The organism is Robinsoniella sp. (assembly GCF_034124845.1).
The window spans coordinates 20,250-36,726 of record NZ_JAWYAJ010000559.1 but is presented as its reverse complement, the minus strand read 5'-3'; the positions used below and the strand labels follow the sequence as shown (position 1 = coordinate 36,726).

The window sequence follows — 16,477 nt, the reverse complement described above, 5'->3', positions numbered from 1 at the left end:
CAGCAATTCTACCCTGTTTGGAATCAAGATTGCGAACTTGTTTCGCAATTACCTAACATTCTATATAATATCCAGCCCTCTTGCCGCTATGACATCTCTATACCAAAGTGCACTGTCCTTTAAAATGCGCTTCTGTGCAATAAAATCCGTGTGCACCAGACCAAAACGGTAAGTGTATCCTGCGCTCCACTCCCAGTTGTCCAGCAGACTCCAGGCATAATATCCTCTCACATCGGCGCCTTCCTCAATCGCTTTGTGAATCCACTTCAGAAAGCCTTCGATATAGCGGATACGCTGCGTATCATGAATGCTTCCATCCGGCTGAATCTCTTCTTCACAGTTATAAGTACCATTCTCTGTAATATAAATCGGTATTCCAATTTTATAGTCCTTCTCTAAAATATTGATTGCATCATAGACTGCCTTTGGATAGTATTCACTTCCATTGTCCATGTAGTTGCCGCCTTTGTTTTTTCCTTTCTGTCACACTTCAGTAGATCCGGCTCTGCGCAATCCACTACCCTGTTATAACAGTTCAACCCAAAATAATCCAGCGGCTGATGAATCAGCTCCATATCCTCCTGTTTCATGATAGGCGTGCTGTTTGTCTCTTTCATATATTGAAGCAGTTCCCGGGTATAACACCCCCGGAATATGGGATTTAAATAAGAGCGGTATGCTTTTTCATTTTCTAACTCTGCCATTTTACAATCCTGCGGGTTCTCTCTGCGAAGCGGATGATGGTGCCACATATCCACTACAATTCCTATCTGGCTGTCTTTTGCCTGTTCCTGGCGGAAACGCTTAACCCCCTCGCCGTGTGCCATCAGAATATGATGATTTGCCTGGCGCCCCAGATCTTCTCCCTTACGTCCTGGTGCAAAGCCTCCCAAACCATATCCAACATAAGTGGCAATTGGCTCATTAATTGTTGCCCACATAGGGATCACATCCTTAAACTCACGAAACAGCAGCGATGCATACTCACCATACCAGTTCACGATATCTCTGTTTAACCAGCCCCCCTCTTTTTCCAGTTCATAGGGCAGGTCCCAATGATACAAGGTGGCATTGGGCATTAATCCATGTCTGTACATCCCATCTACCATGCGTTTGTAAAAATCAAGTCCCTTTTGATTCACACTTCCCTTCCCCTCCGGTAAAATCCGGGACCAGGAAAAGGAAAACCGGTAAGACTGTATGTTTAGTCTTTCTGCAAGCTCAAAGTCGTCTTCATAAGTATGATACAGATTGCAGGCGGTATCCGGGGTCGATCCATCCGCTATGTTGCCGGGAGTCCTGGCAAACACATCCCAGATAGACTTCCCTCTTCCATCTTCAGACGCCGCCCCTTCCACCTGGGCTGCACTGGTTGCTGTTCCAAAAATAAAATTCTCTGAAAAATTCATTGTAGTCTCCTTATCTTTCTTTGTTTGTTTCCATGTTACGGAACTGTTCGAAAATTCAGCAAATCCATTTTTAAACACGTTCTGACTCATTATAGATAGATCTCTTATCAAATAACAAGAAACAAGATTTGTAGAAATCTGCTTAAATATTGTACGGATATAAAATACCGCTAATACTAGTTTAGATGTTGCCAAAGATTCAGAATTGTTATATTATGTTAAATATAATGTCTTTCTAATAAAACACGCTCTTGTTCAAAGGAGACCCTATGAAACATCTTAAAAAACTTACATTTGGCAGAAAAAATACTACACTGATAAAATATTTCTTATCATATTTTATCATTTTAAGTATTTTATTTTTTGGCTTTTTCTTTGCCGTTCGTTCACAGTTAAAAAATATTTATTTTAAAGACTTAAGTAAACAGACCGAAAGGCGTATCGCTCACATTCAGGAACAATTTGAAAAAGGGCTGTCGGATATTGATCAAATACAGTCTATGCTTACTAAAGATATCAATCTAATTCTCTCCCGTTACAAAAATGAAAACTGGTACCGTTATCAGGCGGCGAAACAACTGAATAACTATGCTGTGAGTAACAGCTTTATTAACACAATTGTATATGCGGACCTGCAAAGTGATTCCATCCTCTCCTCCGGTAAATATGTATGTAAGCAGGATGGAACATACCGGATTTATACCGGTTCACATTACCTGCTCTTTGATTTAAATGCATATATGGATGCCATTTCCGGTCAGTTAATATATCTGAGCGATGATACCTCTGAGCTTTTGATTTATCTCCCCAGTAATAATGGGGCTGAGAATTATTCTCTTTTTTATATCATCAGCACCAAAGAACTGGAAAATATTATGGCAACCGATATCTCTACCGGAATTACTTCCATCTGCCTTACCACGCCCGAAGGTCAGATTGTGTCCGGCAGCAACTCAGGCGAGATTCTGCCCTATCTGTCAGATCCCGATAAACTATCCAATGGCGTGTCGTTAAACCGGGAGGAATCCCTTTTTATCTCCAAACAGATGAACAGCGGATTTTCTATCCTTGCACTTTTTTCAAACGCGGCAATCCTGAATCAAGTCAATATTGCATTTCGAAATACCTATATTGTCCTGCTGTTTCTGGCTTTACTGGGAATGATTTTGATTCTTTGGGCAATGCGCGTTACTTATTGGCCGCTTCATAAGCTCACCACCAAGATGGTGCATACGCTGCAGCCCAACCAAGGCTATGTGGAGCAGCTGGATAGCGCTTTTACTACTGCACTGTCCGAAAATGAAGAGCTGCAGAACCGAATAGATAAGTACCGTCTTTCCATGCAGAAGTCCATTCTGGATTCTATTGTTACCAATAATGACCACTCTGATCTGGATCATTTTCCCGATATAGATCAGTTTTTCAGTATGGAGCCGGACAACCATATTTTTGTAATCAAAGTATCCTCCTCCATCCCCAGAAAATCGGTTTTATGGAATGAATATCTGGCGTTTTTAGAGGATGCACTGCCCGGTCATAATTCCTGCGCGATGCTTGAAGCAGACAAGGACTCTGCTGCATTTTTAGTAAATTATACCGGAATTGAAAAAAACAAGGATGAGGTTCTCCTGCTGCTCCTATCCGACCTTTATGATGAAACGGGGTGCATGGCTGCCCTCAGCAACAGCACCACATCGCCGCTGGAAATCCCCTCCTTATACGAAAATGCAGTTCGTGCAAGCAGCTACTGGTCACAGTCCCAGGTTATTTCCTATCCGGAAATCCAGGCCTCACTTCCGCCGGGAACCAGCCTTTCCTACCCTTATAAACTGCTGGACAATCTGAGCAGCTGTTTAAATGTTCAGGATTTCCCCAATGCACGGCTGCAGATCACAGAACTCCTGTCTCTGATTGACAAAGCCGCTGATCACGGAAATGCATTCCCGGACTTCTTTGTAAGGTGCGTTTTGATCGATATTCTAACCATCATTATCAATAGCATGAACCGTATGAGCATCAAATTCAAGACATTCAGTGATCTGTATTTTGAAACTTTATATTTGTGCCGCAGCTGCCCCTATCAGGAAAAAAGCCTGGAGATTGCAGGGAGCTTGGAAAAGCTTCTGAAAACCTTTGAAACAGAGCATGAAAATGCAGCTATACATACCACACAGATCAGGCAGATCATACATGATAATTATGCTTCACCCGACTTCTCCATCTCCACGCTGGCTGATACCTTTCATGTAAGTATTGCTTATATAAGTTATCTGTTTAAGAAAAAGTTCGACCAAAATTTCTCTGATTATTTATGGAAAATCCGCCTGGAAAAAGCAAAAGAGCTGCTGATGGATACCGATATGTCCATTGATGATATCAGTATCTCAGTGGGGTATGTGAACACCTCCAGTTTTCGCCGTAAGTTCAAACAGGAAACTGGATTTACACCATCCAGCTTTCGAAAACAGGATATTCATTAGGCTATATCAGAGCGTGTCTGGAAATTGATTGCCTAAATATGCACACCCACCGCCCACTTGGCGTGGAAAATTCCCCGATATATAGAAAAGAGGCAGCATCAACAGCGATCTTACACTTAAATTTGTTACTTTCTAATTGCGTATAACCGGTTTTGTCAATAAGCCCTGCTCATAAAGCACGTAGTCGTCCTGCCACTCTTTTCCTTCGGTCAGGAAATTGGCTGGTCCGTAAGCATAAGCCACTTTTGGAATCTGATGAAACGGTCCAAAGGTGTTCCGTCTGGTGAGCACCACCTGAATCCCACGCAGATCTTCCACCACGGCACTATGAGGCTGAAACGCAAGTATCATCTCTTCTTTACCGATGAGTTTCACCAGCGCCCCGCCGAATTGTTCCACACTCACACTTACCTTTTTATCTTTACATCCATCCACATGATAAATCACGCTGCCTGAATAAAAAGGAAGTCCCTGGGTTGATATATCTCCGATGGACAGTTTCTGGGGCAGCTGTCCCAGCGTTGGCCTGCCGTCATTAAACTCCACTCCAAAGCTTCCGGTCAGGTAAACAGACTCCAGTCCGCAGGTCTTATAATAATCCATAATCAGCGATACGGTATTGTGCCCTTCTTTCCATACTTCATCCGGTATGGGAATCCTGTCAAAACAAATATCAATCCACTTTCCCTTACTGACTGCCGGAACGACCTTTCCATTTACAGTTAACCCGCAAATATGCTCTAAATCCTCCACCACAAGCTGAACGCCCGTGGGAAGTGCCGAAATCTCCACGCTATACTCAGCGGTAAGCTGTGTCAGAAGTTCTTTATCCCCTCCTCTGAATTTCACTTCATACCATGGCTGAAGCATTTCACCTCCACGATAGGGAATCTGATAGTAATCCCGCAGTGCACGGTCTGCTTTCAGTACTTCCTGCTGCGGTAATTTAATCCCAGCTTCATTCTGTACGGCAACCATATCCAGTACGCAGATATTTTTCTCACTGAGCGTATAAGTAAAGGCTTCCGGAAGGGGAATCTCTTTTGTGCCATTCCAGTCCTCCCCGTCAGGCAGATCCCGCAGGGTATCGGGAATCAGATAGAGCCGTTCTCCCCCAGCCTCCAGATTGATTGTCATTTCTATACATCCATCCGTTTTCTTATATAAGGGCTTTGTAATTTTGCCGTCACGAGCATTCCACAGTTCTGCATAAGCACCGCTGCCAAGGTTTACGGTAACATTGTCATATCCATTCATTCTATCGGTATTCAACAACATAACAACCCTACCACCCTCAACTATCATGCTCCTCGCGTAAATCATATGACTCCCCTGGGAACGAACCTCTATCTCCTGACCATTTCTGCAGGCATCCGCAATTGCGCTCTGTTCATAAGGAATGATAACCGCCTCTTCAGCCAGCCGTTTTATTTCTTCTGATTCCTCTGCATCCATATATGCTGGAATTTCGCCCGCAAAAATCACGCTACCTCCTTGCCTTACCAGCTCTTTTAAAAGTTCCACGGTAGTTCCCCGCAGGGTATCTGCACCGGCTGCCAAAACTTTAGTATAAGCACAGGCTCCCACATACAGAATGCCATTTTCCACACGTCCATGGCGTGCCATAATATCTTCTTCACCGTAGTCAAAGTCAATCCGGTTATCCGTTAAGGCATGGAAAACTTCCGCATATTGTCTTTCCAGCCGCTCTATCTGTATATCTGCTGCACTCAGACCATTAAACGCCCCGCTGTATGCCCGCGCCCACACACTTTCTATAGGATTGATCACCAGCAGCCTGCATTCCGGCTTCCCGTCATGTAAAACCGCATGTATTCTGGAATAATAATCTTCCACATAATGATAATCTGTATACCAGGAGGATTGATGGAAAATGCTTGCCGGATAATCCCGCTTTGCCTCTCCCTTCATCGTATACCAAGAAAGGTGCGGACATCTCAGGTTGATACCAAAAAGCACCTGCCAGTCCCCAATATTCTTATAAGACTGAAAGTTGGTCTGCCATCCTGTACATCCGTACAGCTCAGACAATACCCATTCTTTTTCCAGCTGTCTTGCCACTGAATCAATCTGCTTTGCCACCCAGTAACACTGTGTGTGCTCTGCCAGAAGATCAATGCCGGGATATTCCATATATTCATAAAAGCGCATCAAAGACCCCTGCATGACAGATTGAGCACAAAGAGAGTCCTCATGCAGGACGTGGCCGGTAAAAATCAAGTTATGTTCCTTACACCATCTGTATACAGGTATTGCAAAGTTTTCCAGAAAAAGCTGCTGACACAATTCAAAGTAGTCTCGTTTGACTTTCGAAAGCTCTCCTGGTTGTTTTCGTAAAAATAGTTCCGGCAGATTATCCAGGAGACTATATCCAAATCGTATTTCAAATTCATCAAACATCCCCGGTGTATATGGTGCCGCATTGACTTCCCCTTCTGCAAAGTCGGTAAAACAGCATCCGCGATGGGGTTCATCCGTAAAGATGCCCTGGATTTTTACTCCGAATTTATCACCGCTTTTTTCATTGTATTTTTCGTGTGTAACTTCAATGTAGCGCTGCACCGCCTCTTTGTTCATAGTATCCAGATAGCAGTAACCATTGTAGTTATCATTACACGCTGAGTATCTCAGCCGGAATACAACAGCCGTTTCTTCGCTTAAGAGAATTTCCCCTTTTTTTAGCAAGCGCTTATCACAAAAAATACCGTCTTTTAACCTGCACGCAAACACCGCTGCGATAGATTTATCCCATTGTAGTTCTTCCAACTCCTCCTCACCTATACACAGCATCTCCATGAACATGGCACGGTATTTCTCTTCCTTTGTGACCATTCCTCCGGCACTGCCTGATGGCCACCTGTCCTCATCATACAGCCAGGATTCCATTCCTTTCTGGTCGCCATACTCTGCACATTTGTTGATTAATGTAAACCACTCTTCCCCCAGATACTCAGTCTCAAGCCCTGTACGGGAATGCATAAAATATCCCCCAAATCCCATTTCCTTAATAATGTCAATCTGCCTCAGCAGCTCTTGCTCCTCCAGCTTTCCATTCCATGACCAAAATGGTTTACCCCGATATTGCCTTGTTGGATTCTGAAATAACTCCTGACGTTTCACTAAATTCATTGTGTTGATTCCTCCTGTTCCTCTGTCCGGTTGATATCCGGTTGACAATTTGCGGTTTGTTTATATAATGACTATAGAGGTATCTTATAAAGACGACCTGTTATGAGGTATCTCATGAAAACGACCTGCTATAATGAAAGGATTTACCATGGATATACCAAATCTTACTCCGGAGCTTGTTTTTCCCAAAAAAGAACTTTCTTTTTTTATAGAAAAGTATTACCATACCGAATTCTCAGATTTGAAAGTACATACCCACGATTTTATTGAAATTGCTTATGTCTGCGATGGGAAGGGTTTTCACTTGTATAACGGCATTACCTATCCGGTAAGCAAAGGAGAGCTCTATATTATAAATTCCCAGACTGCCCACTGCTTCTATCCTACAGACAGGGCGAATTCAGAGCATCTAGTTGTATACAACCTGGCATTTCTTCCCCAGTTTATTTCAGATATCAATATAAGCCTTCCACTTTTGACAGAGCTTACAGACATCATGCTATACAAATCCCTCTATGCAGAAGAAATCATATATACGCCCGATCTTCGCCTTCAGGGTGCCATGCGCACGGAAATCGAACAGCTCTATGACAAACTATATCTGGAATTTACTACCGAGGGAATCAATTACATCCAAATATTAAAGCTATCCCTATGCGAACTGTTATTGAAAATCCATCGCTTCTATAAAATGAAAACCACCCCCGCAGGCACAACAGAAAACCGCTATCTCCACCAGCTAATTCCAGAATGCATTGAATACTTAAAAAATCATTACTCACAGAAAATCACAATCAGTGAACTTTCCGGTATCTTCTTTTTAAGTAAAAGCTACCTGTCAAGCCTGTTTAAACAGGCAACCGGATCCGGTATAGTAGAATATCTGCAGCACATCCGTATTGAGAAAGCATGTGAACTGCTTCTGGATTCCAGCCTCTCTATTACAGAAATCAGCAGCCGGGTAGGTTACTCTGACTACCGATTTTTTAATAAATCATTTAAAAAAATCACCGGGAAAACTGCTAACGATTACCGAAAGAGTTTACAATAGTCCCAGATTCCTGCTATTGGCTCCTGCTTTGGTTTGCTGCTATCGTTTCCTGCTTCGGTTTCTGCTATTAATCTACCTTATTATTTTATCTGTTCCTATGCACTTTCGTCTGATAGTTGTAGGCAATTCTACTTTTATTTTACAGAAAAGAAGCCCAAAACTAAAATTGTAGTTTCTGGCTTCTTTTTTCATTAGATCTCTATTCTTTTACTGCAGAGAACACTCTCCACCGCTTTCAGATTCTCAACCGGCGTCATCTTGGGAACCTCGCATCCTGCGCTAACCAGTGATGTCCGGTCTCCCTGATCTATACAAGACTTCACCGCTTCTATGACATCTCCCCTGTTTCCCTGAAGCAGAACTGAAGTGGGGTCAAAATTTCCGCAAATCGAACATTTTCCGGCTGCCATATGAATGGCAGTTTTATAATCGGTCAGGTAATCAATATCTATGATGTCTGCCCCGGTTTCTATCATTAGTTCTAAAATATGGTTTGTATTTCCACAGATATGTAGTTTTACCAGTCCTCCATATTCATGAATGCCCTGCACTATTTTTTGCTCCAGCGGAAAAATAAACTCTTGAAAGATCTCTCTGCTAACCAGGGAAGCTGCTGCATCCCCCATACCAATGATATCCGCTCCGGCATCAATCTGCGCTTTTGCACAGTCCAGAGCCTGTGACGCAATTATTTCCATAGCTTCTTCCACTGCTTCCGGCTCGTCAAAAAGCATAAGCATTCCATCACTTACTCCCGTTAGATCCGTAAATTCTGCAAAGGGTCCTTCTACCCATCCCAGAATGGGATATTCCATTCCTTTTAACTCTCTAAATAATTGCACTGCTTTTATTCGATCCAGCATCCTTTCCGATTTCAGCGGATCCCATTTCTTTATTTTAGATAATTCCTCCACTTCCTTGACCAGAATTTCTCTGCAAACCGGCAGATCATCTTCCACAAACGTAACCTCTGCACCGTAGTCAGCAACCTCTCTGTTGGGATCTGACATTACCGATAGTATATCCAGTCCAAAATCTTCCGCCGTTTTCATCTGTGCAAAAACCAATTTTCTGTAATCTCTGCAGAATTCCCCATACTTAACCCCGGCATATTTGGCGGCAAACAGCATTACGATATTCAGATTTGGAATTTTGTCAACTTCATTACCTTTCAGCCTTGCATACAATCTTTCTCTTGGTGTCATAAAATACCTCCTACATATGTTCAATGGAACGTTCCATATTTTAGTTTAAGTATAGTATGCACTCCTGATAATGTCAATTAAAAACCTTACCGACTTTCCAAATTTTATTTTTTAACTGCAATCGGCATTCTATAAACATGCGGTCATATGTTTCCATTTTTTCGTAATGTGCTTTATAATAAAAAAGCCCACACATATGCACTTCTATAACAATGCATATGTGTGGACTGTGGCTCGTACAGCAACTGTTGAAATTATTAAATCATAATAGACCCATGCCGTAAAGCATAAATACGCAAATCTTGATCTAATAATTTCGAAAAAATTCTTTTAAATTAGATAATGCCTGTCCCAATACCTTCATCTCATCCTTAGACAGACCTTTTATGGTGGCTTTCACCATCTGTTCGTGAAATTGCCTGTGATGGTTAAAAGCCCGCTTTCCTTTTTCGGAAAGAGAAATGAGAACCACACGCCTGTCTTTCTCACTGCGGATTCTATCCACGTAACCTTTTTTTACAAGACTGTTTATGGCAATTGTCAGCGTTCCCATGGTTACCGAAAGAGATTTCGCAACAGTTGACATATTTTTAGCGTCATTTTCACCGATTGCCTCGATAATGTGCATATCGTTGTTGGAAATATCTTTAAATTCACCCGTAATAATTGCTTTTTCTTCTATTGCCATAATGTCATTAAACAAATTAACCAACACATCGTTTATCGTATCATGCGTATTCACATTATCACCTCTCTCTTTAACTCCTCATCCGGATGCATGTCTTTCGTTCTATATCATTCTATTTTATACTATTGCATTCTCTTGAATTTGTATACACCTGGTTTAACATTCATTCCCTGTAATTTACTTTGATATACAAAGTATTATACACTACTTCCTTTGGTTATACAATAATTTCTTATAGGAATTGTTCCCCATATCCATAATGTTCCACAACGTAATCAATGTCTTTATCGCCGCGTCCGCTCAGACACACCAAAATAGATCCCTGTTTCATTTCTTTTGCTTTCTTCATAGCATAAGCTACGGCATGAGAACTTTCAATTGCAGGAATAATACCTTCATATCGTGAAAGTTTAAAGAAAGCTTCCATGGCATCCTCATCACTGGCTGTCGTATACTGTACCCTCTCAAGATCCCTTAAAAATGCATGTTCCGGACCTACAGACGGATAGTCCAGTCCGCTGGCAATAGAGTAAACCGGTGCCGGTTCTCCTTTTGCATCCTTTAACATTATACTTTCAAATCCATGCATAACGCCCTTTTCTCCATAGGTCATGGATGCCGCATGATCCCCAAGACCTGAACCACGTCCCAGTGGTTCTATTCCAACGATATCTACTGCTTCTTCAAGAAATGGGATAAACATTCCAATAGAATTACTTCCACCGCCTACGCAGGCACATACAACATCCGGAAGCAGACCGGTCATTTCCTTAAACTGATCTTTTGCTTCGTAACCCACTACCGACTGGAAATCTCTAACCATAAGGGGGAATGGATGCGGTCCAAGTGCTGAACCGATGCAGTAAATGGAATCTTTATAATTCTTTGCATAGGATTCAAAAGCAGAGTCTACTGCTTCTTTTAAAGTCTTCAGTCCATGGGTAACGGGAACTACTTTTGCACCCAGGATCTTCATTCTGGTTACATTAGGAGCCTGTTTTGCAATATCAACCTCTCCCATGTGGATTTCACATTCCAAGCCAAAAAATGCAGCTGCAGTAGCCAGCGCCACGCCATGCTGTCCGGCACCTGTTTCTGCAATCAGGCGTTTCTTACCCATGAATTTTGCAAGTAATCCCTCACCCATGCAGTGATTCAGCTTATGTGCTCCTGTATGGTTTAAGTCTTCTCTTTTTAAGTAAATCTGGCAGTTTCCCAGAAGTCCGGACAAACGCTCACAGTGGTAAACCGGCGTAGGCCTTCCCTGAAATTCTTTGCGGATTCTTCGAAGTTCATTGATAAACTGAGATGAATGGCAGATGGTCTGATATGCATCTGCGATTTCCTCAAAAGCAGGTTTCAGTTCCTCGGTCAGATAAGCTCCTCCATAAGGTCCGAATCTGCCGTCTTTATCAGGATAATTTCTTAAATATGTTCTATAGTCCATAGTACCCCTCCGTAAAATTTAATATTATGTTTATCTTAGCATGAAAGCACCAGATTATCAACTAAATTGAAGTGTAAAGGGGCGGCGGTGTATTCGGCAGTAGTTCCAGGCGATGTATGAATGAAGGCTGAATTGACGTAGTAAATTACGTGGTAAATTATTCTACGGCATGATATAATTGCTTTACAAAATCAGATGCACAGTTGTCGGAATGAAATTTCAAAAAGCAAAAAATAATGGAGGTATTTATGCCTACAATAAAAGATGTAGCCAGACTTGCCGGTGTCTCTCATGGTACCGTCTCAAATGTTATAAACGGAGCGAAAAGTGTCAACAGCCAAATCGTTAAGCGAGTCCGAAAAGCAATGGAGGAACTTGGATATCAGCCTGATGCAAAAGCCAGAAGCATGCGTAACAGCAAAACCAGGCTGATTGGCGTGGTACTTCCCGATATAACACAGCGAAAATATGCCACCCTATACACCGGATTAGAATTAAAGCTGAGAAGCCAGGGATATATATTGTGTTTATTCTGTACACAGAGTGACCGGGAAACCGAGATAAAAGCACTCACACAGATCCGTCAGCAGCGCATGGATGCCCTGGTTATTGTAACCAGTATGCCGGATGACGCCGCACCGTTTGAGCAGATTGAAAAAACCGGCATACCTATTATCTTTGTGGATCACCAGTTAACTAATATGAAGCACCGGACTTTTGCTTCCTTTGATCAGACCGCCTATGCAGATCTTACTGCCAAATTGCTGATTGGGGAGGGCCATACCCGGATCGGTATTATTGCCGGCAGTAAGGATTACTCCAATGAAATATCATTTATAGAAGGTATTCGCCATGCATATCAAGAAAGTGGTATTACATTGGATCAAGCTTTAATCCGGCAAGTGCCTGAAGGAAAAGAGCAGGCATTCCGCATCATGGCTGACTGGAATCACCGTGGACTAAATCCATCTGCTGTAATTACCACCAATACAGCTTTTTATCAGGGAACTTCCGCCGCAGTCCGCCTCTTGTACAACGATGCTGTTCCTGTTCTCCTGAACCTGGATACCCCGGACTGGAGCGAACACTTCTGTGATAAAAAAACGATGAAAATTATACAGGATTACAGAGAACTTGGAGAAAGAGCAGGCACCTATTTATTGCAGAAGATCGGCACGGAAGAATTTTCTGAGACCGTTAATCTTTTGATCAGTCCCGATGCCAGCACAGTGGTAAGTACAAGGGAGTCCACCTATCTGAATGGACATTCTAAAAAATGTGGCAAAAGCCCTCTACGCCTTCTCATGCTGCAGTGTGCATCGGCTAAGGCACTGGATATGATCAAGGACCGTTTTACAAAAGAATGGGACATACCGGTAGAAATTGTCATGATACCATATGATGCACTTTACGACAAAATAGCAGGACAGGCTTCTTCTTATGATATGATCCAGATGGATATCTCCTGGATGGCCGGTTCTGGGGAGAACAGCATTCTCTGTGAACTGCCGCCGGATACATCTGTAAATGACCTTATTATCCGGACATTTCCGGAAGATATCTTAAATAAATATGATTGCTCTGTCAAAAAAAGATACGGACTTCCATTTATGTTTGATGCGCAGATACTATTCTACCGGAAAGATCTCTTTGAAGACCTGCAATATCAGCGCATGTATTATGAGCAGTTTAAAAAGGAACTTCGAGTACCCAGAACATGGGAAGAATACAATCAGGTAGCACGTTTTTTCACGAAGAGCTATAACCCCGATTCACCGGTACCATATGGAAGTACTGCCGGAGGTGCTCCTTACAACAGCGTCTACGAATTGATGCCCAGAATCTGGGATCAGGGAATGACACTGGATATATCCCTGTCTGCGTGGAAATCTTCTTCTTCGATCCTGGAAGATGGATTACAGGATTATAAAGAAATTTTTTCCTATGCTGATCCAAAAGCGGCAGACTGGAACTGGACCATGCAGACAGAGGCATTTCATCAGGGAGATGCTGCCATGATGATGCTTTATCAGGCACATTTTTCAGATTATCTTTATGCTCTGGAATCTAAAATAAGTAATCATATTGGGTTTGCTCCAATTCCAGGATGGAGTTCCGTAGAAGGAGGCTGGATTTTGGGTATACATAAACAAACCCAAATGTACCCGGAAGCAGTTCAATTTTTTCAGTGGCTTTTACAACCGGAAATTGCTGCTGCTTTTAACCTCCTTGGCGGAACTCTGCCAGTGAAACAGATGTTTACTTCAAATGAAATGAAAGATCTGTATCCCTGGCTGAAGCAATCGCTGAACATTTTTACACAAAGCAGGCCTATGCTTCAGCCGATACAGGATAATTCCACACAGTGGGAATTTGAAAAGGCGGCAGGTAAATGGGTTCATGAATATATTGCCGGGAGAATTTCTGAACAGGAGACGCTGAAACATATCTTCAAAGAATATCTGAATATTTAGCATCATTATGAATTTGTTAAAAATAAATAACTGAAGAGCATGATTACCATGATAAAGTAATCACGCCCTTCTTTATGTAATCAAGTATTCCTACTTAATCAATATATTTGCCAATAAAACAATAATCGGCAGACTGATGATCGTTCTTTCTAAAAAGATAAGAATCAATTCTTTCAATCCCATAGGAACCTTACTTTTAATAATAACGGCACCTACCTCTGTGAGATATATAATCTGCACCAGTGACAGCACCCCAATGATAAACTTCGTTTTTACTGTGGTAATGGAGCTGATTAACAGTGCCGGGATAAACATGTCCACGAATCCCACCAAAGTAGCGGGTGCTGCCTGGAATGCATGCTCTACGCCCAATAGCTGCAAATACCATCCCATAGGGTAAGAAATCCATTGGAAAACAGGTGTATACTCTACCAATATAAGGCTGACCGTTCCCCAGGTAATGACAATTGGGATCAAATCAAAGAACATTCCCGTCAGTACTTTCAAGCCGGAGCTTAATACTGTATGTATGCCGAATTCTTCCGCCCGTTTACAGCTTTGTTCCATCGCCCAGCCCAGAGTGGAGATGTGGGATGGTACTTCCTCCTGTATGCGCTTTCCAGTCTTTGGATTATACTCATCCGGTATCTTGGAAAGCGGTGGGATTCTGGTGAGTACAAAAGCCAGGAAGATACCTACAGCACAGATTACAAAGTAAAAGCTTGGGAATACCTGCGTAATCTCCAGCGTCTCCGCAACTAACAGGCAGAACGGAACAGAGACCAGCGAGAAATTCGTCATAATCACAGATGCTTCCCTTCCGGTATAGTATCCTCCGTTGTACTGCTCACGGGTGAGAATCACCGCGGCATTTGATGCTCCGAACCAAGAAGCTATTAAATCAACAGATGCCCTGCCTGGAACACGAAACAGAGGTCTTACAACAGGCTTTGCTATGACTCCCAAAAATTCCATAATTCCGCAGTCAGTCAGAAAAGGCATAATGAAGCTGAATGCCAGTACGATACATACAAGGGACCCAGCCAGACCTACCATATTTGCCCCGGTGTCCGCAGAAATAATTAACTCAGGTCCTGCCTTGAATATAACCATTGCAGTTATAACAAGGCTTAATATCTTCGTAATGAGATAAAAAGGCGTTACCTTAAATATCCTGGTCAATGCTTTATGATCCCGGATCCACCTGGGTTTCCATATAAAGTCAATTCCCGATACTACCGTAGTAGACAGCATCAGTATCAGCACAAAATAGGGGAGAATTGCTGACAGCCAGGATTTTACAGCACTTTGCAGTTCTGAAATACCCGTTGTAAAGGAATTATCCTTTGGTATGGGAACCAAAAACATAACAATACCAAAAACAGAGCACAGGACAAATTTAATTATATTTTTTGCTTTTACTTTAGATGTGTTCATTGATTTTCTTTCCTCTCCACAGGTTATCATAGATTCTCTGCACTTAATTTCTCCACTTGCTGCATTGCCTCAAAAATTATATCTTCCGTCACCTGGTAAGGCATATGCTTCAAATCCGGCCCCTGCACAATTTCCGCTAAAACTTCGGCCATTTCCCCACGGTCATTTTTTATTCCCATATCATCCAGTTTCACCGGCATAGAAAGCTCCGTAAGAAAACGGTACAGACGCCCCATTTCTTCCATTTGTCCATCTACTGCCAGCTGAACCAGCACGCCATAGGCAACTACGTCTCCATGCAGGTTATTTTCCTCAAACCCGGGCAAAACCGCCAGACCATAGAAGACAGAATGTGCAATTGCGCCGTTATAATCGTCATGAACCATAAGGGACACCATTCCGGTACTCACCACATTTGCCAGGACAACCTGGGTTAAGGCAGCGGTAACCTGATGATTCCTGCAATCCTCCATTGCCTGCTGTCCGTATGCCAATACCGGTTCATAGCAGAGATTGCTGATTTCTCTTCCCATATACGAACTGTGATCCAGCTCATCTCCTCTTGCGGACAGGTGGCATTCAAAATGTTTGGCAATTGTGTCACCCATTCCTGCTCTAAGATAGCAGTCCGGCGCCTCCGCTATAATCTGCGTATCAATAAATGCATGGACAGCCGGCTTATCAAAATAATAAAAACTCTCAAAAGAGCCATCTTCACGATAAACTACCGATAACGCTGTAGCGGCTGCACAGGTAGCCGCTATTGTAGGCAGTGTCACCACCGGAATCTGAAGGTCACAGGCAACACCTTTTGCGGTATCCAGCGCTTTACCGCCTCCCATGCCTGCGATAAAGTCTGCTCCAAGTTTTCCAATTTGTTCTGACAGCTCATGAATCCTGCTATAGGTACAGTCCTTTCCTGCCTCTATACATGCTGCCATCACCAAATCTGTTCCCTGTATAGAAGCGGTCAGTTTTTCTATTCCTTTGCTCAAAGCTGTCTTTCCGCCGATTAATACAAATCGCTTACCAAGTTTTTCACAAATCTTTCCAAAAGACCCATATGCGTCTGCACCGATTGTATAATTCGTAAATGAAACTGTATATTCTGACATTTTCTTTTCTCCTGAACTGAT

The 16,477-nt window shown here is 42.6% G+C and carries 9 protein-coding genes and 1 pseudogene; 3 read left to right on the top strand and 7 right to left on the bottom strand.

Annotated elements, in window-relative coordinates:
- Nucleotides 1–60: 60 nt before the first annotated feature.
- Nucleotides 61–1,409: pseudogene (locus tag ACH2DQ_RS27795) on the bottom strand (GH1 family beta-glucosidase).
- Between the two features lie 269 nt (nucleotides 1,410–1,678).
- On the opposite strand from ACH2DQ_RS27795, the gene ACH2DQ_RS27790 reads away from it, so the two are divergent.
- Nucleotides 1,679–3,889, top strand: coding sequence for a helix-turn-helix domain-containing protein (locus tag ACH2DQ_RS27790; protein WP_394912167.1), 2,211 nt, complete (start codon nucleotides 1,679–1,681; stop codon nucleotides 3,887–3,889).
- A 132-nt stretch (nucleotides 3,890–4,021) separates the two neighbouring features.
- Here the strand turns inward: ACH2DQ_RS27790 and ACH2DQ_RS27785 are convergent, their stop codons facing one another.
- Nucleotides 4,022–7,039: a hypothetical protein gene (locus ACH2DQ_RS27785; protein ID WP_394912166.1), complete on the bottom strand. Its 3,018-nt coding sequence runs from the start codon at nucleotides 7,037–7,039 to the stop codon at nucleotides 4,022–4,024.
- A 148-nt stretch (nucleotides 7,040–7,187) separates the two neighbouring features.
- Between ACH2DQ_RS27785 and ACH2DQ_RS27780 the strand changes: the two genes are divergently transcribed.
- On the top strand, nucleotides 7,188–8,090 hold the full coding sequence (locus ACH2DQ_RS27780; RefSeq protein ID WP_394912165.1) for an AraC family transcriptional regulator: 903 nt from the start codon (nucleotides 7,188–7,190) through the stop codon (nucleotides 8,088–8,090).
- 191 nt (nucleotides 8,091–8,281) lie between these two features.
- Here the strand turns inward: ACH2DQ_RS27780 and ACH2DQ_RS27775 are convergent, their stop codons facing one another.
- The 3 genes from ACH2DQ_RS27775 to trpB all read right to left on the bottom strand — a co-directional run bounded on the left by ACH2DQ_RS27775 (nucleotide 8,282) and on the right by trpB (nucleotide 11,430).
- Nucleotides 8,282–9,295 carry a uroporphyrinogen decarboxylase family protein gene (locus ACH2DQ_RS27775; protein ID WP_395028723.1) on the bottom strand — a complete coding sequence of 338 codons (1,014 nt, stop codon included), beginning with the start codon at nucleotides 9,293–9,295 and terminating at the stop codon, nucleotides 8,282–8,284.
- A gap of 307 nt (nucleotides 9,296–9,602) precedes the next feature.
- Entirely contained in the window at nucleotides 9,603–10,037 is a 435-nt protein-coding gene (locus ACH2DQ_RS27770) for a MarR family winged helix-turn-helix transcriptional regulator (protein ID WP_394912163.1), read from the bottom strand.
- A 178-nt stretch (nucleotides 10,038–10,215) separates the two neighbouring features.
- Complete coding sequence (gene trpB, locus ACH2DQ_RS27765; RefSeq protein WP_394912162.1) at nucleotides 10,216–11,430, bottom strand: tryptophan synthase subunit beta; 1,215 nt, start codon at nucleotides 11,428–11,430, stop codon at nucleotides 10,216–10,218.
- 248 nt (nucleotides 11,431–11,678) lie between these two features.
- On the opposite strand from trpB, the gene ACH2DQ_RS27760 reads away from it, so the two are divergent.
- Complete coding sequence (locus ACH2DQ_RS27760; protein ID WP_395028722.1) at nucleotides 11,679–13,904, top strand: extracellular solute-binding protein; 2,226 nt, start codon at nucleotides 11,679–11,681, stop codon at nucleotides 13,902–13,904.
- A gap of 90 nt (nucleotides 13,905–13,994) precedes the next feature.
- On the opposite strand, the gene ACH2DQ_RS27755 is transcribed toward ACH2DQ_RS27760, so the two are convergent.
- The gene (locus ACH2DQ_RS27755; protein WP_394912160.1) at nucleotides 13,995–15,341 is read right to left on the bottom strand and encodes a YjiH family protein; all 1,347 of its coding nucleotides are present in this window, start codon (nucleotides 15,339–15,341) and stop codon (nucleotides 13,995–13,997) included.
- A 26-nt stretch (nucleotides 15,342–15,367) separates the two neighbouring features.
- On the bottom strand, nucleotides 15,368–16,456 hold the full coding sequence (locus ACH2DQ_RS27750) for an iron-containing alcohol dehydrogenase family protein (protein ID WP_394912159.1): 1,089 nt from the start codon (nucleotides 16,454–16,456) through the stop codon (nucleotides 15,368–15,370).
- Between the last annotated feature and the right edge of the window lie 21 nt (nucleotides 16,457–16,477).